At 48.8% G+C, this 16764-nt stretch carries 10 protein-coding genes; 2 read left to right on the top strand and 8 right to left on the bottom strand.

Annotated features, from left to right (window positions below; translation table 11 throughout):
- Positions 1-163: 163 nt before the first annotated feature.
- The 4 genes from DFP97_RS14300 to DFP97_RS14285 form a co-directional block, all read right to left on the bottom strand.
- Positions 164-3379, bottom strand: coding sequence for a discoidin domain-containing protein (locus DFP97_RS14300; protein WP_114380853.1), 3216 nt, complete (start codon positions 3377-3379; stop codon positions 164-166).
- A gap of 121 nt (positions 3380-3500) precedes the next feature.
- The gene (locus tag DFP97_RS14295) at positions 3501-4334 is read right to left on the bottom strand and encodes a carbohydrate ABC transporter permease (protein ID WP_114380851.1); all 834 of its coding nucleotides are present in this window, start codon (positions 4332-4334) and stop codon (positions 3501-3503) included.
- Positions 4327-5313, bottom strand: a complete 987-nt coding sequence (locus tag DFP97_RS14290; protein ID WP_114380849.1) for a carbohydrate ABC transporter permease — start codon at positions 5311-5313, stop codon at positions 4327-4329. Before DFP97_RS14290 ends, DFP97_RS14295 begins: the two co-directional genes overlap by 8 nt.
- A 104-nt stretch (positions 5314-5417) precedes the next feature.
- Positions 5418-6800 carry an ABC transporter substrate-binding protein gene (locus DFP97_RS14285; protein WP_114380847.1) on the bottom strand — a complete coding sequence of 461 codons (1383 nt, stop codon included), beginning with the start codon at positions 6798-6800 and terminating at the stop codon, positions 5418-5420.
- A gap of 279 nt (positions 6801-7079) precedes the next feature.
- Here DFP97_RS14285 and DFP97_RS14280 point away from each other — a divergent pair, with 279 nt between their 5' ends.
- Both DFP97_RS14280 and DFP97_RS14275 read left to right on the top strand, forming a co-directional pair.
- Complete coding sequence (locus tag DFP97_RS14280) at positions 7080-8399, top strand: response regulator transcription factor (RefSeq protein ID WP_181873527.1); 1320 nt, start codon at positions 7080-7082, stop codon at positions 8397-8399.
- Positions 8400-8438: 39 nt separating this feature from the next.
- Positions 8439-11288, top strand: a complete 2850-nt coding sequence (locus tag DFP97_RS14275; RefSeq protein ID WP_114380844.1) for a sensor histidine kinase — start codon at positions 8439-8441, stop codon at positions 11286-11288.
- Positions 11289-11480: 192 nt separating this feature from the next.
- Here DFP97_RS14275 and DFP97_RS14270 read toward each other — a convergent pair whose 3' ends face one another.
- From DFP97_RS14270 to DFP97_RS14255, 4 genes are all read right to left on the bottom strand, one after another.
- Entirely contained in the window at positions 11481-12497 is a 1017-nt protein-coding gene (locus tag DFP97_RS14270) for an SDR family oxidoreductase (RefSeq protein ID WP_114380842.1), read from the bottom strand.
- 121 nt (positions 12498-12618) lie between these two features.
- Positions 12619-13773, bottom strand: coding sequence for a family 43 glycosylhydrolase (locus tag DFP97_RS14265; protein WP_114380840.1), 1155 nt, complete (start codon positions 13771-13773; stop codon positions 12619-12621).
- Between the two features lie 78 nt (positions 13774-13851).
- Positions 13852-14796, bottom strand: coding sequence for a glycoside hydrolase family 43 protein (locus DFP97_RS14260; RefSeq protein ID WP_114380838.1), 945 nt, complete (start codon positions 14794-14796; stop codon positions 13852-13854).
- A 90-nt stretch (positions 14797-14886) separates the two neighbouring features.
- Complete coding sequence (locus DFP97_RS14255; RefSeq protein WP_181873526.1) at positions 14887-16749, bottom strand: DUF2264 domain-containing protein; 1863 nt, start codon at positions 16747-16749, stop codon at positions 14887-14889.
- Positions 16750-16764: the final 15 nt, after the last annotated feature.

The following is a 16764-nucleotide window of genomic DNA, read 5'->3' as shown; positions in this document are numbered from 1 at the left end:
TGTAACTCGATATTCAATAAAATAAGGGAGTGTACATAGATTTGTGAAAACCAAATCTATGTACACTGAGAATTTTAAAACCAAATCAGCAATGATGCCATATTCAGACGGTTTCAGGGTCATCCCGGTATTGCTCCTTACTTGAGCGCCGTAGCACCGCTTTCTACTGATTAGACGTTATGATTACCGACGAAATCATATCGTTGTTGCCGGTGTCACCCATGGCTGGATTGTCCGATGTAATCGTCCAGGATGTGCCGCTGAATCCGTCATCGCTGTAAGCGACGACCGTATATTCGGCAGGCACGCGGATGGACGAGATGCCGTTATCGGCGATTCCTGCCGCCTGCATTTGGGCAAGTGTGTATTGACCAGGGCGCAGCGTTACGGCCTTCCCTCCATAGTTATAGTGCTCATAAAACGTCGGTCCGGCGGACATTACCTTGATAGACGAAATCATATCGTTGTTGCCGGTGCCCATGGCTGGATTATCCGATGTAATCGTCCATGATGTGCCGCTGAATCCGTCACCGTTGTAAGCGACGACCGTATACTCGAGAGGTACGTGGATGGACGAGATGCTGTCATTGGCGATTCCTGCCGCCTGCATTTGGGCTAGCGTGTAGTTGCCCAAGTCCAGCGTTACGGCTTTCCCTTCATAGTTATAGTGCTCGTAAAAGGTCGGTCCATTAATCGTTCCAAAAACCTTGAAATCGGCGATGCCGGCCGAATAACCGCTTGGCACTCCGGTAACGGTAATCTTGACATACCGGGTAGTACCGGTAAAGTAATCGTTTTGAACCTGAGTAATATTGTTATTACTGGTTTTTTCTAGACGCATGGTCCAGTTGATATTATCCGGTGAAGTTGAAATTGTATATTTATACTGCACGCCGCTTTGCGGCCACTTCACCTGGGTACCGCCGGTGATATTCATCATGGAGCCAAGATCCACTACCCACGAATGTCCGCCATTCGTATCAGCGGCAATCCAGCTGGTCGACGTGTCCCCGTCATTCCCATTGGAGGCCGGGTTTCCTGACTGCGAGCTATCCGCAGTTGCGGTCTTGCCGAGCGTCAGATTGGTTGGCTCACCAAACACCTTGAAGTCGTAGAAGCTGGCCCAAGCGCCGCTTGGCAGTCCGGTAACCGTAATCCTGACATACCGGGCAGTTCCGGTAAAGTAATCGTTCTGAACCTGAGAAGTATCGGCATTGCCGGTCTTGTCCACTTTCAGAGTCCAGTTGGTATTATCAATGGATGTTTCAATCTTGTACTGATAGGCTGCGCCGCTCTGTGCCCACGCCACCTGGGTGCCATTGGTGATTTTCTTGGCATTGCCAAGGTCCATCGTGAGCCAATGGCCGATATTCCCATCGTTAGCGCTCCAAAGGGTTGCAGGGTTGCTATCGATTCCATTGACAGCCGGATTTCCAGACTTCGAACTGTCAGCCGTTACGATCTTGCCAAGCGCAAGATTGGTTGGGTCTCCAAACACCTTGAAATCGTAGAAGCTGGCCCATACATTGCTTTGCAGTCCAGTAACGGTAATCCTGACGTACCGTGCAGTACCCTGGAACACATCGTTTTGAACCTGATTCGTATCGGTATTATTAGTCTTGTCAACCTTCAAGGTCCAGTTGACATTATCAACGGATGTTTCAATCTTATACTTATAGGCTGTGTTGTTCAATTCCCACATCACCTGGGTACCGCCGGTGATATTCATCGGTGAGCCGAGGTCTACCGTCCACCAATGACCGGTGCTTCCATCGTTCGCACACCAGCGGGTCGTCGTATTTCCATCGTTACCGCTGGATGCCGGTTTCCCTGACTGAGTACTATCCGCAGTTGCGGTCTTGCCTCGTGCGATGTCAACGGGCGTCGTGAAAGGAATGGCAGTCGGCGCAGGCACAGTCCCTCCGGACGCTATGAAGTTAATGTTTTGCGCATAACTGCCGATCGCAAAATTACCCGCGCTGGCACTCAGAACGACATTCCCGTTCACTTTCAAATTCTCAAACGTCACGTTTTGAGTCAACTGGTTTACAAATTTGCCATAGATATTGTTTGTACCGGAATTGCTTCCGGTATAGCTCATATTCTTCACATGGACGTCGTTAACTCCACGCCCGAACGCAAGGCCAAAGCCGTTATTCTTAAACGTCAGGACTTCAATGAATCTTCCCTGATTTTCATCTTCTATTGTGATATCAGTGAATCTCACTTTGTTGACCAACAGGCCATCGCTGGCAGTTAAAGAGGTATACTTACTTCCATTTTTTTGCCAGATGGTAATATTCGAGAAATTGAGATCTTCAATTGTTTCGCCTCCGCCTGGCTTCGTTGGATCGCCATGCGTACCGACATTGATCGGATGAGCAACATCGGGCTGGAGAAAAGAGTTCGTGACACTGATATGGGCTGTATTGCCCGAATAAAGGTTGCCGCCGAAATTGCGTGCTCCGTATATGGCAATCGCATCATCGCCTGTGCGCGCAAAGTAATTATTGATTGCAACATACGAGGATGCAAATATGTCGATGCCATCGGTCCATCGCTTAAAGCTGTAGGCTTTAAAGTTATTAACCGAAACATTGGTGGAATTTCCGATATTAATCGCATAGCCGCCGTTATTGCTAGCGCCGTAGTCGTTCACGATGATCCCGTCGATCGTGATCTGGTTGGAATGGTCGACCTCAATCGCTCTAAACGGAGCGTTAAGAATGACTCCCCTTCCCAGGACTTTGGCATTCGTGGCATTATTCACAGTGATACCGCCTATAATGACCGCCCCGCCGGCGATGTAAAGCGTCTTGCCGCTGGGTACAACGTAGTTCTGCGTATACAGGCCGGGACCGACATAAATGACATTCGGGTCCGTAGGGCTTGGAGGATTAGGGTCCACCGGGTTGGCAAACAGGTCCAAAGTATTGTTGTGATCCCCATTCACTTCCACGGAGATATTCATGGGACCGGACATACTAAACGTCATCGTATTTCCGTTGATGGCGGGAGTAATGCCATGCGCGGCAGGCCGGATGACTGCTGTTGAAATACTTCCGATATTGCTGGTCACAGAGACATTCACCGGACCGTCCGTATCGAAATAAGCAAAGGATGTCTTGCTTGAGGTGTACCCGTTGACCGTCGTTTGATAGACGTCCAAACTCTGCCACGGTCCGCCCGGCGCCTGCACTTGCACCGTATAGGTGGTATTCATCGTGACGCCCGATGGGGCAGGATACACATTTAACGTCGTAGCCGCCTCAACAGTTGTCGGATTGCTTAACGCCACCGGAAAGAATGATACTATCATCGAGAACACGATTAGAATGGATAACGCTTTTGACCTCTTTTTACCTCTGTTTACAAACATGCTTTCAACTCCTTCTCATTCGCAAATGGTATAGACAAATGATTGCATGCACGGCATCGGTTGGAATTATCAACCGATGAGTCATCGACTATAACACACCACCTCCCTATCCAGCTGCTGGCTACCCTTTCAAACCGGAAGTGATCATGCCTTCTTTGATATATTTCTGCCCGGCGAAGTAGACAATCACTGAGGGGATCATAAACAACAGCGAAGCCGCCAGCTGCAGAGGCACCAATACGACACTTGCGTTGTTGGGCAGCGTGTATCGAACGCCCATAAGCGCAGTCGAAAGCGGCCAACGCTCTTCATTAAGAAACATAAAGGGCTGGACGAAATCCCCCCATGAATTCAAAAACTCGAACATGAAGACAACGGCAACGACAGGAATCGTAAGTGGCAGGATAATGCGGAACATGATGCCGACCGTTGTGGACCCATCGATTCTTGCGGCTTCCTCAAGCTCCTTCGGAATCGTCTGCATGAATTGGCGAAACAGGAAGGTATAGAAAGGACTGCCGCCGATGCCGTTCAAAATCCAAATCAAATAGGAATCCGTAATTTGCATCTTGCTGAACAAGACATAGGTTGGGATAGAAGTGGCGAACGCAGGCACCATCATAAGCGAGATGAGAATGCTGAACCAGATATCCTTTCCCGGCGCATTCATTCTGGCGAACGCATAGCCGAGAATAAAATTGATCCAAACAGCAAAAAATACGGAAATACTGACGATGATAACCGAGCTTTTAAGATACCGCCAAAACGGTATGCGTATGATAGCCTCGACAAAATTTTCCGGATGCAGCTTCTTGGGCAAGGTAAGCACAGGCGTGGACGCCAGGCCGTTCAGTGCGTTGATAAACGTAAAGTACAGTGGGACCAGGAAAATAATGGCCAATACAACAGCAGTTGAGTACCATAGTAAACTTTCAAAGCTTTTTTTCCTAAGCAACGGAAGAGACCTCCTTCTGCCTTGCTGCGGTCTTCTTCTTATTCTTCTTCACGCGTTCACTGCCAGTCTCATTCTCGTAAAAGACCCAAAATTTGCTCGTATAAAAGACAAGTCGCGTGCAGACGATGCTAAATATAAAGAGCAGCCAGATCATCGACAGTCCATAGCCAAACCTTTGATTGACGAAGATTTGCTGATAGACATGCACGAGATAAACATAGTTAGGTTCATAGGGGACCGCAAGCAGGCTTCCAGCGTTGGCCGCGAGAAAGATCGGCTCGGCGAAGAGCTGCCATGCGGCAATCAATCCATTCACCAGGTTGAAAAAAATGACAGGGGTGAGAATAGGTATTGTTATTTTTAACAATTTCTGAAGTCCGTTCGCACCGTCGATCGATGCGGATTCATAGAGATCATTCGAAACGCCCTTTAATGCGGCCAAATAGGTCAAGATGCCGCCGCCGGCAGACCACGCCATGAAGATGATCAGCGCTCTGCGGCACCATTCCATTCCCAGCCAGTTAACAGGGGCGATCCCGAATAAACCGAGCAGCTCGTTGAAGGCTCCGCCGTCGTTGTTAAACAGGATGCGCCACATCAGGCCGGTTGCCACTACCGGTATGATGGATGGGAAGTAGTAGATCGTCCGGAAGAGGCCGACCCCCTTCTTGTTGCTGTTAAGCAGAAGGGCGAGCCCAAAACTGAGGAGCAAACCCATTGGCACGGTGATAAGCCCGATCACTGCAGTTGCTTGCAGCGATTGAATGGCGAAGTTGTCCGTTACAACGCGTTCATAATTATCGAAACCGATATTTTTTAAGTTATCGTAATTGAATCCGGTGTAATTGGTGAAGCTCATGATGACGCCCCATATGAACGGGAATAGCTTCATTAAGAAGAGCATCACGATAAACGGTGAAATCAGAATATAAAACGTAATCGCTTCCTTCGTGCGGAAGTTAAATCGGGACTTGGTCATGTCTTGCACCTCATATTTCAATGGTTTATAAGGGGGAAAAAAGCGTCATGAGCAGCCTTTTGACGGTTGCTCATGACAGTGGCCAGAGCGGTTGCAGCTGCGCTCTATTCTACCCCGGCGATATCCATCCCTTCTTCAATCAGGGCTTGTATTTGCTTCTCCAGCTCCGGCAACGCATTCTCTGGAGTATCTTTGCCGAAATAAATCGGCGTGATAAGTTTGTCGATTAAGCCGTTGACTGCGCTTGCATTCAAGTACGGATTGAATTCCAGTACTGTATCGGTTTGTCCATTTTGGATTTCGTCATTTAAAACCTCGAAGGTTTGCTTATCGAAGTTCGTTTGCTGCGGCACAAGGCTCATCTTGGATTTGAAAATCGGCACGCCCCAACCGCTTTTCGCGCGGTCGTCAGCAGGCTTGCCTGCCATATACCACTCCAGGAATGTGAACGCTTCATCAGGGTGCTCGGATTGCTTCAAGATAATAGCACCGGTTCCGCCGGTGACAGGGCTGTACCTGGTTCCGCCGTCAACAACGGGTGCAGGCAGCATCATATAATCATCCAAATGATCTTTTGTTTTCGAATCGCTGCGCAGGATGCCGGTGTACCAGTAACCGAACTGCGCGATTGCGAGTTGTCCGTCGATAAAAGTGCCGCCTGTCCAGTTTGGCGCAGGATTGATCGGGCTGTAAACCGATTTGGCTTGGACGAATTGGTTGATCCGGTTAAGGACGTTTTTCACATCATCATTGTTGATATTCGCTTTTTTCATATCGTCTGACCAAAGGGATTTACCAATCTGTTGAAGCTGCATCTGCACGTTTGTCATCGAGAACAAGGTGTCTCCGTCCATCCCTTCGATGATCACCTTGCCGTTCTCAATTTTCGTGAGCTTTTGCGTTATATCAAGAAGCTCGGAATAAGTGAGCGGAGTTTTGGGATCCGGGATCGGAACGCCGGCTGCCTCAAAGATTTTCTTATTAATATACAGCGTTTGGTCCGGACTCCAGTCCTTCATTAAGCCATACCATGATCCTTTATATTTAAAAACATTGGCTACCGGAAGCAGGTCATCTTCTTTAATCAGTTCACTTTTCTGAAAATATTCATCCAGGTTGAGCGCAAGGCCGCGCGTTACATAAGTCGGCAGCTCCTGAACGCCGCTGATGCGGATTACATCCGGCGCCGAACCGGCAGCAATCATGGCCATCAGTTTCGTTTCGTCGGCGGGAACGAGTTCGACATTAATATTTGGATATTGGCTTTCGAATTCTTTGATCTGGTCTTCACTAAGCTCGCCTGGCGGCAAGGTTGTACGAATGGTGACGACTTCAGCGGCTGCATTATCCGTTGTTGAAGCGTTTTCATTTGAGCCGGTGTTGCTTTGTTTGTCAGAGTTGGAACCGTTTCCGCTGGCGCAGCCCGACAAGGCGATTGAAGCGACGAGCATTAAATTGGCAACGAGTGAGATCGTACGTTTCTTCATGGTGACCCTCCTGGATTTTCTGAATGTGAGATATCATTTCGCGGCCGCTTAATGATCATGGCTTAATGATAGATTATTAGATGCGGTGGTCGCAATTCTGATAAATTTGGATTCCTTCCGTTTTTTTTAGTTTTTTCGACAAAATCAGTTTTTATGTATCAGTAACATACGTGTCTATGAGTGGGTAATTTTACAATTGGGGTATTTCTCGAAACAGCTTTTCACGGTCCGGAAAGTATTATATTCTTTAGAGAACGTTAAAATTAAGGGGAAATGAGCATGTATTCGCTGTTGATTGTTGACGATGAGACAGAAATCCGTGAAGGGCTGCTTTCTTTCGACTTTCACCTACTTGGCATCGGCAGAGTGAAAACGTGCCAAAACGGTCTTAGTGCGCTCGAGGCGCTGGAGAACGAGCCGTTCGATCTGATCATTTCAGATATTCGGATGCCCTTTCTGGACGGCTTGGCGCTTTCACAGCAAGTTTCCAAAAAATATCCGCAAGTAAAAATCATTATTTTATCGGGTTACAGCGATTTTGAATATGCCCGGACATGCATGTCTTACGGCGTCGTCACTTATCTTCTCAAGCCTGTAGATTTTACGGAGCTGCAGGAAGCTCTAGCCAAGACGGTACAGCTTCTGGATTCGGAGAAGGCAAAGGCGCTCCGGCAAAACGCAATCGAGCGCAAATTGCTGCTATCTATTGCCGTTCACCGTAAAAAGTTTCTCCAATCCATTACGACTCGCCCTATGGGGGATGAAGAGATGGTGGAGGGAAGCGTGCTGTCGGAGGTTCGGCTCGACAGCGGCCGGTACACGGTTGTGTTGCTGCGCATGAACACTTATCCCAAGCGGCCTACAGGCTCCTCAGATAATGACTGGAGGCTGGCCATCTTTGCCCTTGATAATATTTTGAAGGAATTTTGGGTCGAAAAGGATTATGGCTATCATGACGTAGATACGGAAACCGGGGAGTGTCTGCTTCTGGTTACGGACATTTCCCTGCAGACAAATGAAAGCGGTTTAAACATCTGCATGGCGGCTCTCCTGTCGGAGCTCGCCCGTTTTCGGGGGCTGTTCCGGACTTCACTGACCTACGCCATCGGCAGCTGTGTTCAGGACTTACGGCAATTGCCGCTTTCTCGGCATTCAGCGGCTTTTCAGTTAGAGGGAGAACAAGGGGATGTGCAGACGAGTCCGCCTGCGATTCATTCCGGTCTTGAGTTTCCCGCCAGGGACGAGACGGGGACTGAAGCGAAGCCTGCCGATGAAACGACAAGAAAACAGATTCAAGAGGCTAAGGCATATATATTGGCAAATTTCAATCGCCCCCTTTCCCTGCAGGATGTCGCGGATCACGTTTATATGAACCCGAGCTACTTAAGCTATCTTTTTAAGGAAACCACCGGGCAGAATTATATCGATTTTCTTATCGCCTGCCGTGTGCAGGAAGCCCAGAAGCTTCTTAAAGACGTCCAGTTGAAGATCTATCAGGTGGGGGAAATGGTAGGGTATGAGAATCCGAGATATTTTGCCTATATATTCAAAAAGGTTACGGGTAAAACGCCAGTCGAATTCCGCAATCAACCGACCTGAGCGGCCGGCCGCTCTTGACCGAAGGGAGGGCCGTCTAACATGACTTTTGCGAAAAATCGAAATCTGCTCGTGGGCTGGGCTGTTCTCTTGTTTCTGGCAGCATGCGGTCTGCTTGCGACTATTAACCTGATCAATGCTCGCAATGTCAGCATGGAAATGACGGGCGCTGCAGAACAGAATTTGTCCGCTTACATGCATGATAATGTAATGACTTCCTTAAAGGAAGCATCCACCTTGCTAAACCAGCTGGACTCGCCCGCATTCATGGCGTATTCCAGTTCTTACGCGAATCTGCTGCCAGCCAAAGAGGCTGAAACCATGCGGCGGGATCTTGCCGCGAAACTAAAAAACCTTTCCCTGTCGCCGGCGCTGTACAGCACGATCACTTTCCTTGGGAATAACGTCAACCAGGCAGGATTCAGCCTGGTCGTCGATTCGGGCAAATGGATTGGGGCAGACAATCTGCCCTCTATTGATGACTTAAAAAGCTCCGGTTTAATCATTCCCTTGCTGCAAAATTACGGCACCCCGGTTTATATCGCGCCTGGGCAGCTGAGCGATAAATTGGCGGCAGCCCGATCCGGATTGAGTATGGAAAGCCACTACCGCTTATCCCGCTTCGTGCAGAAAATCGAGGGGCATATCATCATAAACAACGGCATCAATAATTCCAATGTCCTTTCCTTCGTGGTTCTGAATGATGATTTCTTGAAAGACATTGTGGCCCAGCAGCGGGAAAGTGATCGAGATCTTTATATGCTTACATCCGGAGACCATGCCATTTGGAGCAGTGAGCCGGCAGGCAGCATCGAGCCGGGAGCAATCGAGGCAGCAGCCAAAGGAAACCGCGGCATGTACAAGCGCCAAACAATCAGCCTGACGCCTTTTCCCTTGCAGCTCATTGTTTACCAAAACAATGAAATAGAGATCGCGCAGCAATGGGGGCTGCTTGCAAAATTCTTGAAACTGCTAGGTATAGGGCTCGTCCTATCGAGCACGCTGGCCTATTATTTTGCCAATCGCTTCTTATACCCATTCCGCGTTTTAGCCAAAGCAGCGGGGCAGGCGGGCAAGCATACGCCGCTGCGGAAAATCCCGGAGGAGCCCTTCGAAGCAAAAAGCTTCTCCTCCATTTCGATTCGCCGAAAAATTTTGCTGCTTCTGGCCGTTTCGGTTATCGTGCCCGGCATCTTTTTCAGCGTATCCATCAATCGGGTCATGTATGCTTATACCATGGATCAGAACAAAGAAATCTCCCTTGAAACCTCGCGGCAGATGGTGCTCAAGCTTCGGAATAAGATGAATGAGTATGAAACCATGACCAGGCAGCTTTCGGAGGATCCGCAATTAACGAAGTTCCTGAAACCGTACCAGTTGAACTCAGAGGCTGAAGTTTATGGTCCTTCTGTGTCATATTATCCATCGTTGTACAACATTTCGTATTTCGTTCTTTACGATGACATTGGCAATGCCAGATATTCGTCCATATTCTCAAACAACTTGTTTTTGTTCTATGGAAGCCGATACTCCTTGCAGAATGCTGATGGGAAAGGAGCAGGAAAGGTTTATTGGGTAACGGATGCCAAAGATGTCTATAACCGTAACGCGGTTATGCTTGTTGAACGTTTAAGTCCTTCGGACGGGGCTTACAAGGGTACCCTTCATATCGTATTAAAAGATGAATCGTTTGAATCGATCGATTTTGACAAGCGGCATAGCTTCTTGATTATGAATCGCACAAACGAGGTCATTTACTCCAGCTACGCTGAGCAGGACACTTTTAAACAAGCGTCAAGTCATCTGGCGGCAACTCACCCGGCGCAGGCTGGCGGTTCCGTTCAAAGCGGCGTTATCACCATTAATGGTAGCCGTCAAATCATGGTTTCGCAGCCAATCCCTCATACGGATTGGAACTTGATTGTTTTTCATGCGATCGACGATTTGCTCTTTAAATATTACGAGCTGCTGTACCGGAGCGCCATCGTGTTTATCGGGGTCATGCTGATCATTTTCGGTGTAATGGGGCATGTCTCAAGCAGGTTTGTTCGTTCCATCATGGCCTTGCATCGATCGGTCGATACACGGGGGCGGCTATCCATCGTTGAAGACGATGGCCCCAAGGACGAAATTTCCGAGCTTGTGGTGAAATTTAACGAAATGGTTCTGCAGTTGAATGAGTTAACGGAGCAAAATGTTAACAACCGATTGCAGAAACAAAAGCTGATCTCTATGAAGACCAAAGCCGAGCTCGCCATGCTGCAGCAGCAAATCAATCCCCATTTCCTCTATAACACGCTGGAAGCCATTAATATGCGCGCAAGGCAGTATGGCGCAGAGGAGGTTGGCACAATGGTCGTTTCGCTTGCGAAGCTGTTCCGCTTCAGCATCGACCGTGGCAAGGAGGATGATACGGTTTCGCTGCAGGAGGAAATCGATCACGTGCAAAATTATATTCTCATCCAATCGATCCGCTTCAAAGATAAATTCACTACGCATTGGGAGCTGGAGTCGGCTGCGCTTTCCGCCAGCGTCATGCGGTTCATTCTGCAGCCGCTGGTGGAAAATACGATACAACATGGACTTAACGATTATTCCAGCGGAGGAGAAATCCATATTTCGGCGAAGTATGTAGGCCAGTCCCTTGAGCTTACCGTGGCGGACAATGGCATCGGGATGACCGCCACGCAGCTGGAAAGGGTTCGCCAGAAGCTGGAGAATTCCGATGATGCCGCTGATAATCCGGAACACGAACGGCACGAGTTAGGGACAGGGGTTGGCCTCAGGAATGTGTATATGCGGTTAAAGCTTTTTTATCGCGACAAAGTGGATTTTCAGATTGACAGCAAGGAATACGAAGGCACCGTTATTACCATTCAAATCAGGCAATGAGCAACAAACATAAAATTCCCGGGCTTATCCACTTATGCTTTGGTACCGCTGAAATCTTCATATTTTTGGAGCAGCCGCTGCGGCGACTGCTCCAGTCCATATAGATATTCACTTAACGTGCGGAACGCTCTACTTGTGAGGAAAAAATAAAGTTCTTTAACGTGGGTCCAGTAAAATCAAGTCTTTAACTGGTTATTCCCTAACGGATGCTGCCGCACTTTCCAACGCTAGAATTACCTTGTCGCACCACATATCGAATTGCTTGTCTTCTTTCTGATACTCGGGGTGCTCTAATATGTACTTCACCGTTTGCTTAATCCCTTTGTCAAAGCGGGTCGTTGCGACAAAATCGGGAACCAGCCTCTTTAGCTTGGAGTTATCGAATACAACGGAATTCGCCTTATCCCCTATCAAGCCGCCTCTATAATCCTCTGTACTGCATATAGCCAAAAACTCCGATGAAACATGAACCGCATGGAGCTCGACTCCCAGCGCATCGGCTATCGCCGCGTAGATTTGATTCCATGTCAAGGTTTCGTCAGATGTAATATTGACGGATTCCCCGATGGCATGAATATTGCCCATTAACCCGATGAAGCCTTTGGCAAAATCGCTGTTGTGCGTCATCGTCCAAAGGGATGTTCCGTCTCCGTGAATGATGACGGGTTTGTTGTCCAACATGCGTCTGGCAACCTGCCAAGATCCATTCTTTCCGTGAACGCCTAGCGGAATGGAACGTTCGTCATAGGTGTGGCTAGGCCTCACGATCGTAATGGGAAAGCCGGTTTCCCGGTATTGCTTCATCAAATATTCTTCGCAAGCGATCTTGTTTCTCGAATACTCCCAATAGGGATTGGATAATGGCGTGCTTTCGGTAATCCTGTAGTCAGATAGAGGCTTTTGGTAGGCGGATGCGGAGCTGATGAACATAAACTGTTTTGTCTTTCCTTGAAACAAGCGGTAGTCTCTTTCCAGCTGTGAAGGATGAAAAGCAATGAAATCCGCAACGACATCGAAGTTCAAATTTTGGATCAGCTGTGATACATAATCTTCGTCGTTAATATCCGCTTGAAGAATGTTTACGTTTGCCGGAAAGTCCTCATTACGATTGCCCCTATTCAGGAGATACAGCTCACAACCTTGTTCCGATAACAACTTCGTGATAGCAGAACTAATCGTTCCAGTTCCTCCGATAAATAACGTCTTCATAATTCACCTCCGCAAAATTGTAAGGGATTTCTTTTCAATATGTTATCGGTTATTAATGCCAAAAGCAATAAGCATCCCGGATTCCGGGATGCTCCTGCAAAATATTTTAATCCGGTCCCTCTTACTCTATCGTCACCTTGGCTTTGGCCTTACGTCCGGCCGAATCCAGTCTCCACCCCGGCGTACCGAAGAACGGCGTGCCGTCCGGCTTCCACAACAATCGCTGTACACGAGCATGGCGATTGGGATCGTTCAGCGGATCCCCAATAATCTCTTTATAGGAACGGGCATGATACACCAAAAGGTCGGCGGAGCCATCCTCCGATATCGTGAAGCTGTTATGCCCCGGACCGTACTCGGAAGCGGCCTCGTTGCTGACGAATACCGGATCCTTCGATTTGGTCCATGAAGCCGGATCCAGCAAATCGCTCGTATCATCCGCCGTTAACATGCCCATACAATAACGGTCATCCGTAGCGCTGGCGGAGTAGGCCATAAACAATCGCCCGTTCCGCTTCAGCACGGCAGGGCCTTCATTCACGCGATGCATCTGGATCTCCCAGTCATATTCTGGGGACGAAAGCTTCACCGGTTCGCCTGAAATAGACCATGGCTTGTCCATAAGCGCGATGTAGAGACAGGATTCCTCGAAAATCTGGGCCCATGCCAAGTACCTTTGCCCCTTATGGTCAAAGGTTGTCATATCTAGAGAGAAGCTCTCGACCGGGAGATCAATTTTCCCCTTCTCAACCCAAGTCCCTGTGAGGGGATCCGCCTCTTCACATTCAAGCACGTAGGGACGGATGGCCCATTTGTTCTCGGCAGTGCCAGCCGCGAAGTAGATGTACCATTTTCCGTCGATTCGATGAAGCTCCGGCGCCCAAATATGGTTGCCCATCTCTCCCTCTTCGTACTTCGTCCAGATGACAATCTCCTCTGCGGTCGACAGTCCGGCGATGGTTCGGGACCGCCGCAGCACCAGCCGGTCGTACTCAGGTACGGACCCGGTAAAATAATAATATCCGTCCGTATGCTTCAGCACATAGGGATCGGCACGATTCGGAACCAGCGGGTTCGGATAATCATCCCCCTCTACGGTCCCCTCTACGATAAAGCTTCCCGGCTTCTCCAGGCGCGATGGGTCGACAGGCTCCCAATTAACAGGGAATCTTTCGACCATTCCGCCCTCCAGCTCGACTTCGACTAGTCGGGGCAGGCTCAATGGTTTGCCAACTGCCAAGCTGACGATCGTTTCCTTTACGTCCGTTATCTTCATGCCTTGATTCCGCCCACCATTCTCTAATGATATTCCCGATAATTCCCACCGATGTATAACGAATGAACTCGAACTCGATCAACCGACGGTATTAAAAAATCTTTTGATTCTATCGTATTCTTCCTTTGTGATCGGCAGCACAGTCCCATGCTTGAAGCCATAAGGGAAACTAAAGCTCTCATCCGAGCGAATGAATTGTCCGCTATCCAGCGTATCGGAAATGAACGGCACATAACCCTGACCTTCGCCTTCGACACCGTAGAAATCGAGCATCAGGCACCATTTGCCGTTGCTCAGTCTGAAAGCGGTCGGCGCTTCATAAACGCCCTGCTTTAGTTTGGCCATCTCCTGATCGAAGGCCCCGACTCTGACATAATCGTTCCCGGTGAGCGTCTTTCCTTTTTCCAGAATGATAGTTGCGGGATTTGCCTCACTCTTGAGGAAGCGGTAGAAGACTCCATTCTCCTCATAAATGGCTGAATCGATGATTCCGCTGTCTTCCTTGCGACACAGCAGTTTTGGTGTCGTAAAGTTCTCGAAATCCCGGGTCCGCGAATAGTAAATCCCCTTGGGACCGTAGCTGTTCGAGGCGTGGGAGGAAGACCAATGAAGCACATAGTCATCCTGATGTGGATCGTAAATGATATCCGGCGCCCATAAGCAGCCGAATTGTTCATCACCAAGCTTGATCAGCCGCTGCTCTGACCAGTTCACCAAATCCTCCGACTCCCACAGCGCCAAATGCTTGCTGCCGTCGATCGAGATATTTTCCCAGCTTCCTTTGTATTTGGTATGAAAGCAGTTTGCCAAACTGAGATCGGTAGCTAGAATATAGAATTTGCCGTTCTTGGCTCGTGTGATAGTATGGTCGCGAACCCCTTTCTCACCAAGATGGCTTTCAAGAACAGGGTTCCCCTTGTTCACCTGCTCCCAATTGAACCCGTCAGTGCTCAGGGCAAAATAGACCTGCTCGCCGTCAGGCGTCTTTTTTTCTTTAAAATGAACGAATAAATAAGCTTCCAAACGCGCCTGCCTCCTCTTTTCTGCTATACATTTAAGTATAGTATTTTAGGTAATCGGCGCAATGATATAATCTGATGAAAAACTGACCTATTATGCTTTTTTCATTGTAAATGAGTACTTTGGTGCGTCGTCTTCCATATAAACAACAAGCTTTTGATCATGCTTCTCCACACGCGGCGGCGATAACCATTTCTCTAATTGCTGACCGGACTGCGAATGGCCGTAAACGCCGGTGACAAGCCAGCTGATCCCGGGACTTAAGCTCGCTGTCGCTGTCGGGATTACCGTCCGGGCATGCAGCAGATTCGTATTGGCGTTCGGATGGATAAGCTCCATTTTTCCGCTTCCGTAGAGAAGTCTGATGCCGCTTGTCCCCCATGATGACGAAGCCCGCGCACTGTGCTCGCCTTGTAATTCTTCCAGGCTTCGCCTGCCGTTCCTATCCTCGATGCCTATAGCAAAACCGCCGTCTGCTGCATCCAGCTTTCTTTTTGAATAAATGCAATGCACGCGCACATGCCAAGGGGCTCCTGGTATAAGCCAAGTTTTCACCTCGACGTCAAACCAGGGAGTCCATTCCATATAGATGATATTGTTCTCGATCCTGGACAGATCCGTTGTTCTCTTGACCCGGTAAATCCGGTCACCCTCGCTAAGTGCGAGCATGGAATCAAAGGCCCCCTGGGCCAATCCCCATTCGGCTCTCGGCACGCTGAACCCGAACCTATTGGAATATACGAATTTTTCGTATTTGGCCGAGGTGTGTGTATGCTCGTTTGTCGATGGATGGCCGGCGTTGAAAGCTAGAATATGATTATCTTCTTCCTGCCTGCAGATTACCAGATGGGGAGGCTGTTGAACGGAGCGTTCACTCAGCTTGGGAAGCGGCAGCTCTTCCGCTTGCCAGAACGGGTGCTCATCTGGCAATGCCAGTGGCAGAAACGTTTTCAGCGCCCAATAAGGCGATCCCGGGGCATTGTAATTTTCCGCCATAATCAGATTCGGATAAGAATAACCGATGGACAACGTCCCGTCCGGCTGAAAAATCGGCTGTTGAAACCACCACCTCATATGTCGAAGAATAATGCCCTTTATGACGCCGTATGGAAAAGCCTCCACTCCTGTATAGGCCATAGCGCTCCAGAAAGCCGCTTGAGAGAAACGGTAGGTCAAGCTGCGTCCGTATGGCAGCGCAGAGCCGTCGCCTGCAAACCAATAAATGAAATCTTTCGCGAATTCCGAGGCTCTTTCCTTATAAAGGGCTGCACGTTCAGGGTCCTCTTCTTTCATCCAAGCTGCATAGATCAAACCGTAATAATGAATGGCGAAAGGCCCATAATAATCGCAATGTCCGCCTTTCCCATCTGAATACCAGCCGTCCGTCAAATAAAACTCGTCTATACGGCCCAAATTTTTGTCCATTTGTTCCCGGTCGTACGGCATTCCGATTTTCTTAAAGCCCAAATTTACCATCACCAAAAAGAAGAGCCAGTTGCAGTCGTACACAGGCCGGGAATTCATTTGGTTCAGCCAGTCATAAAAACGCTGTTTTTCTATATCCGTCAAAGGGTTCCATACCTGATCCGGAGCAAGTCCGAGCGCCAAGCCGAATGCGGCCATTTCCACAAGCTTTTGATCATAGTCGTTCACAATACCCCAATATTCTTCATGCTCCGGATTTGTTCCATTGCGTATCCCTTGCCGGTAAATATCCCACAGAACGCTGTCGCCGCCTCCCGCGGCAAGAGGGGCAAGCCCCCATAGAATACGGGAGAAGCCCTCCATCTCAGCTGTTTCGTCCGTGCAGCCCGATCCTGTAGCACCGAGCTTTAGATGCGCTTTTCCTTCGCTGAAATAAGGAATAAGCGGTTCACATAATTGATGAAACGCGTCTTGCAAATCCCTCCGCGTCGCCAACGGATTCGTTTTTATAGGTAATGAACACACTTGCATGATAAGTCCCCCTCT

Origin of the sequence: Paenibacillus prosopidis, assembly GCF_003337375.1 — a bacterium.
Lineage (GTDB): Bacteria > Bacillota > Bacilli > Paenibacillales > Paenibacillaceae > Pristimantibacillus > Pristimantibacillus prosopidis.
The sequence above is the reverse complement of the archived record's forward strand: the minus strand, read 5'-3'. Positions and strand labels throughout refer to the sequence as shown.

Bases quoted from the DNA above. Each gene is read 5' to 3' on its own strand.
- DFP97_RS14300 (WP_114380853.1), bottom strand. From the start codon at position 3,379: ATGTTTGTAAACAGAGGTAAAAAGAGGTCAAAAGCGTTATCCATTCTA.
- DFP97_RS14290 (WP_114380849.1), bottom strand. From the start codon at position 5,313: ATGACCAAGTCCCGATTTAACTTCCGCACGAAGGAAGCGATTACGTTT.
- DFP97_RS14285 (WP_114380847.1), bottom strand. From the start codon at position 6,800: ATGAAGAAACGTACGATCTCACTCGTTGCCAATTTAATGCTCGTCGCT.
- DFP97_RS14280 (WP_181873527.1), top strand. From the start codon at position 7,080: ATGTATTCGCTGTTGATTGTTGACGATGAGACAGAAATCCGTGAAGGG.
- DFP97_RS14275 (WP_114380844.1), top strand. From the start codon at position 8,439: ATGACTTTTGCGAAAAATCGAAATCTGCTCGTGGGCTGGGCTGTTCTC.
- DFP97_RS14270 (WP_114380842.1), bottom strand. From the start codon at position 12,497: ATGAAGACGTTATTTATCGGAGGAACTGGAACGATTAGTTCTGCTATC.
- DFP97_RS14265 (WP_114380840.1), bottom strand. From the start codon at position 13,773: ATGAAGATAACGGACGTAAAGGAAACGATCGTCAGCTTGGCAGTTGGC.
- DFP97_RS14255 (WP_181873526.1), bottom strand. From the start codon at position 16,749: ATGCAAGTGTGTTCATTACCTATAAAAACGAATCCGTTGGCGACGCGG.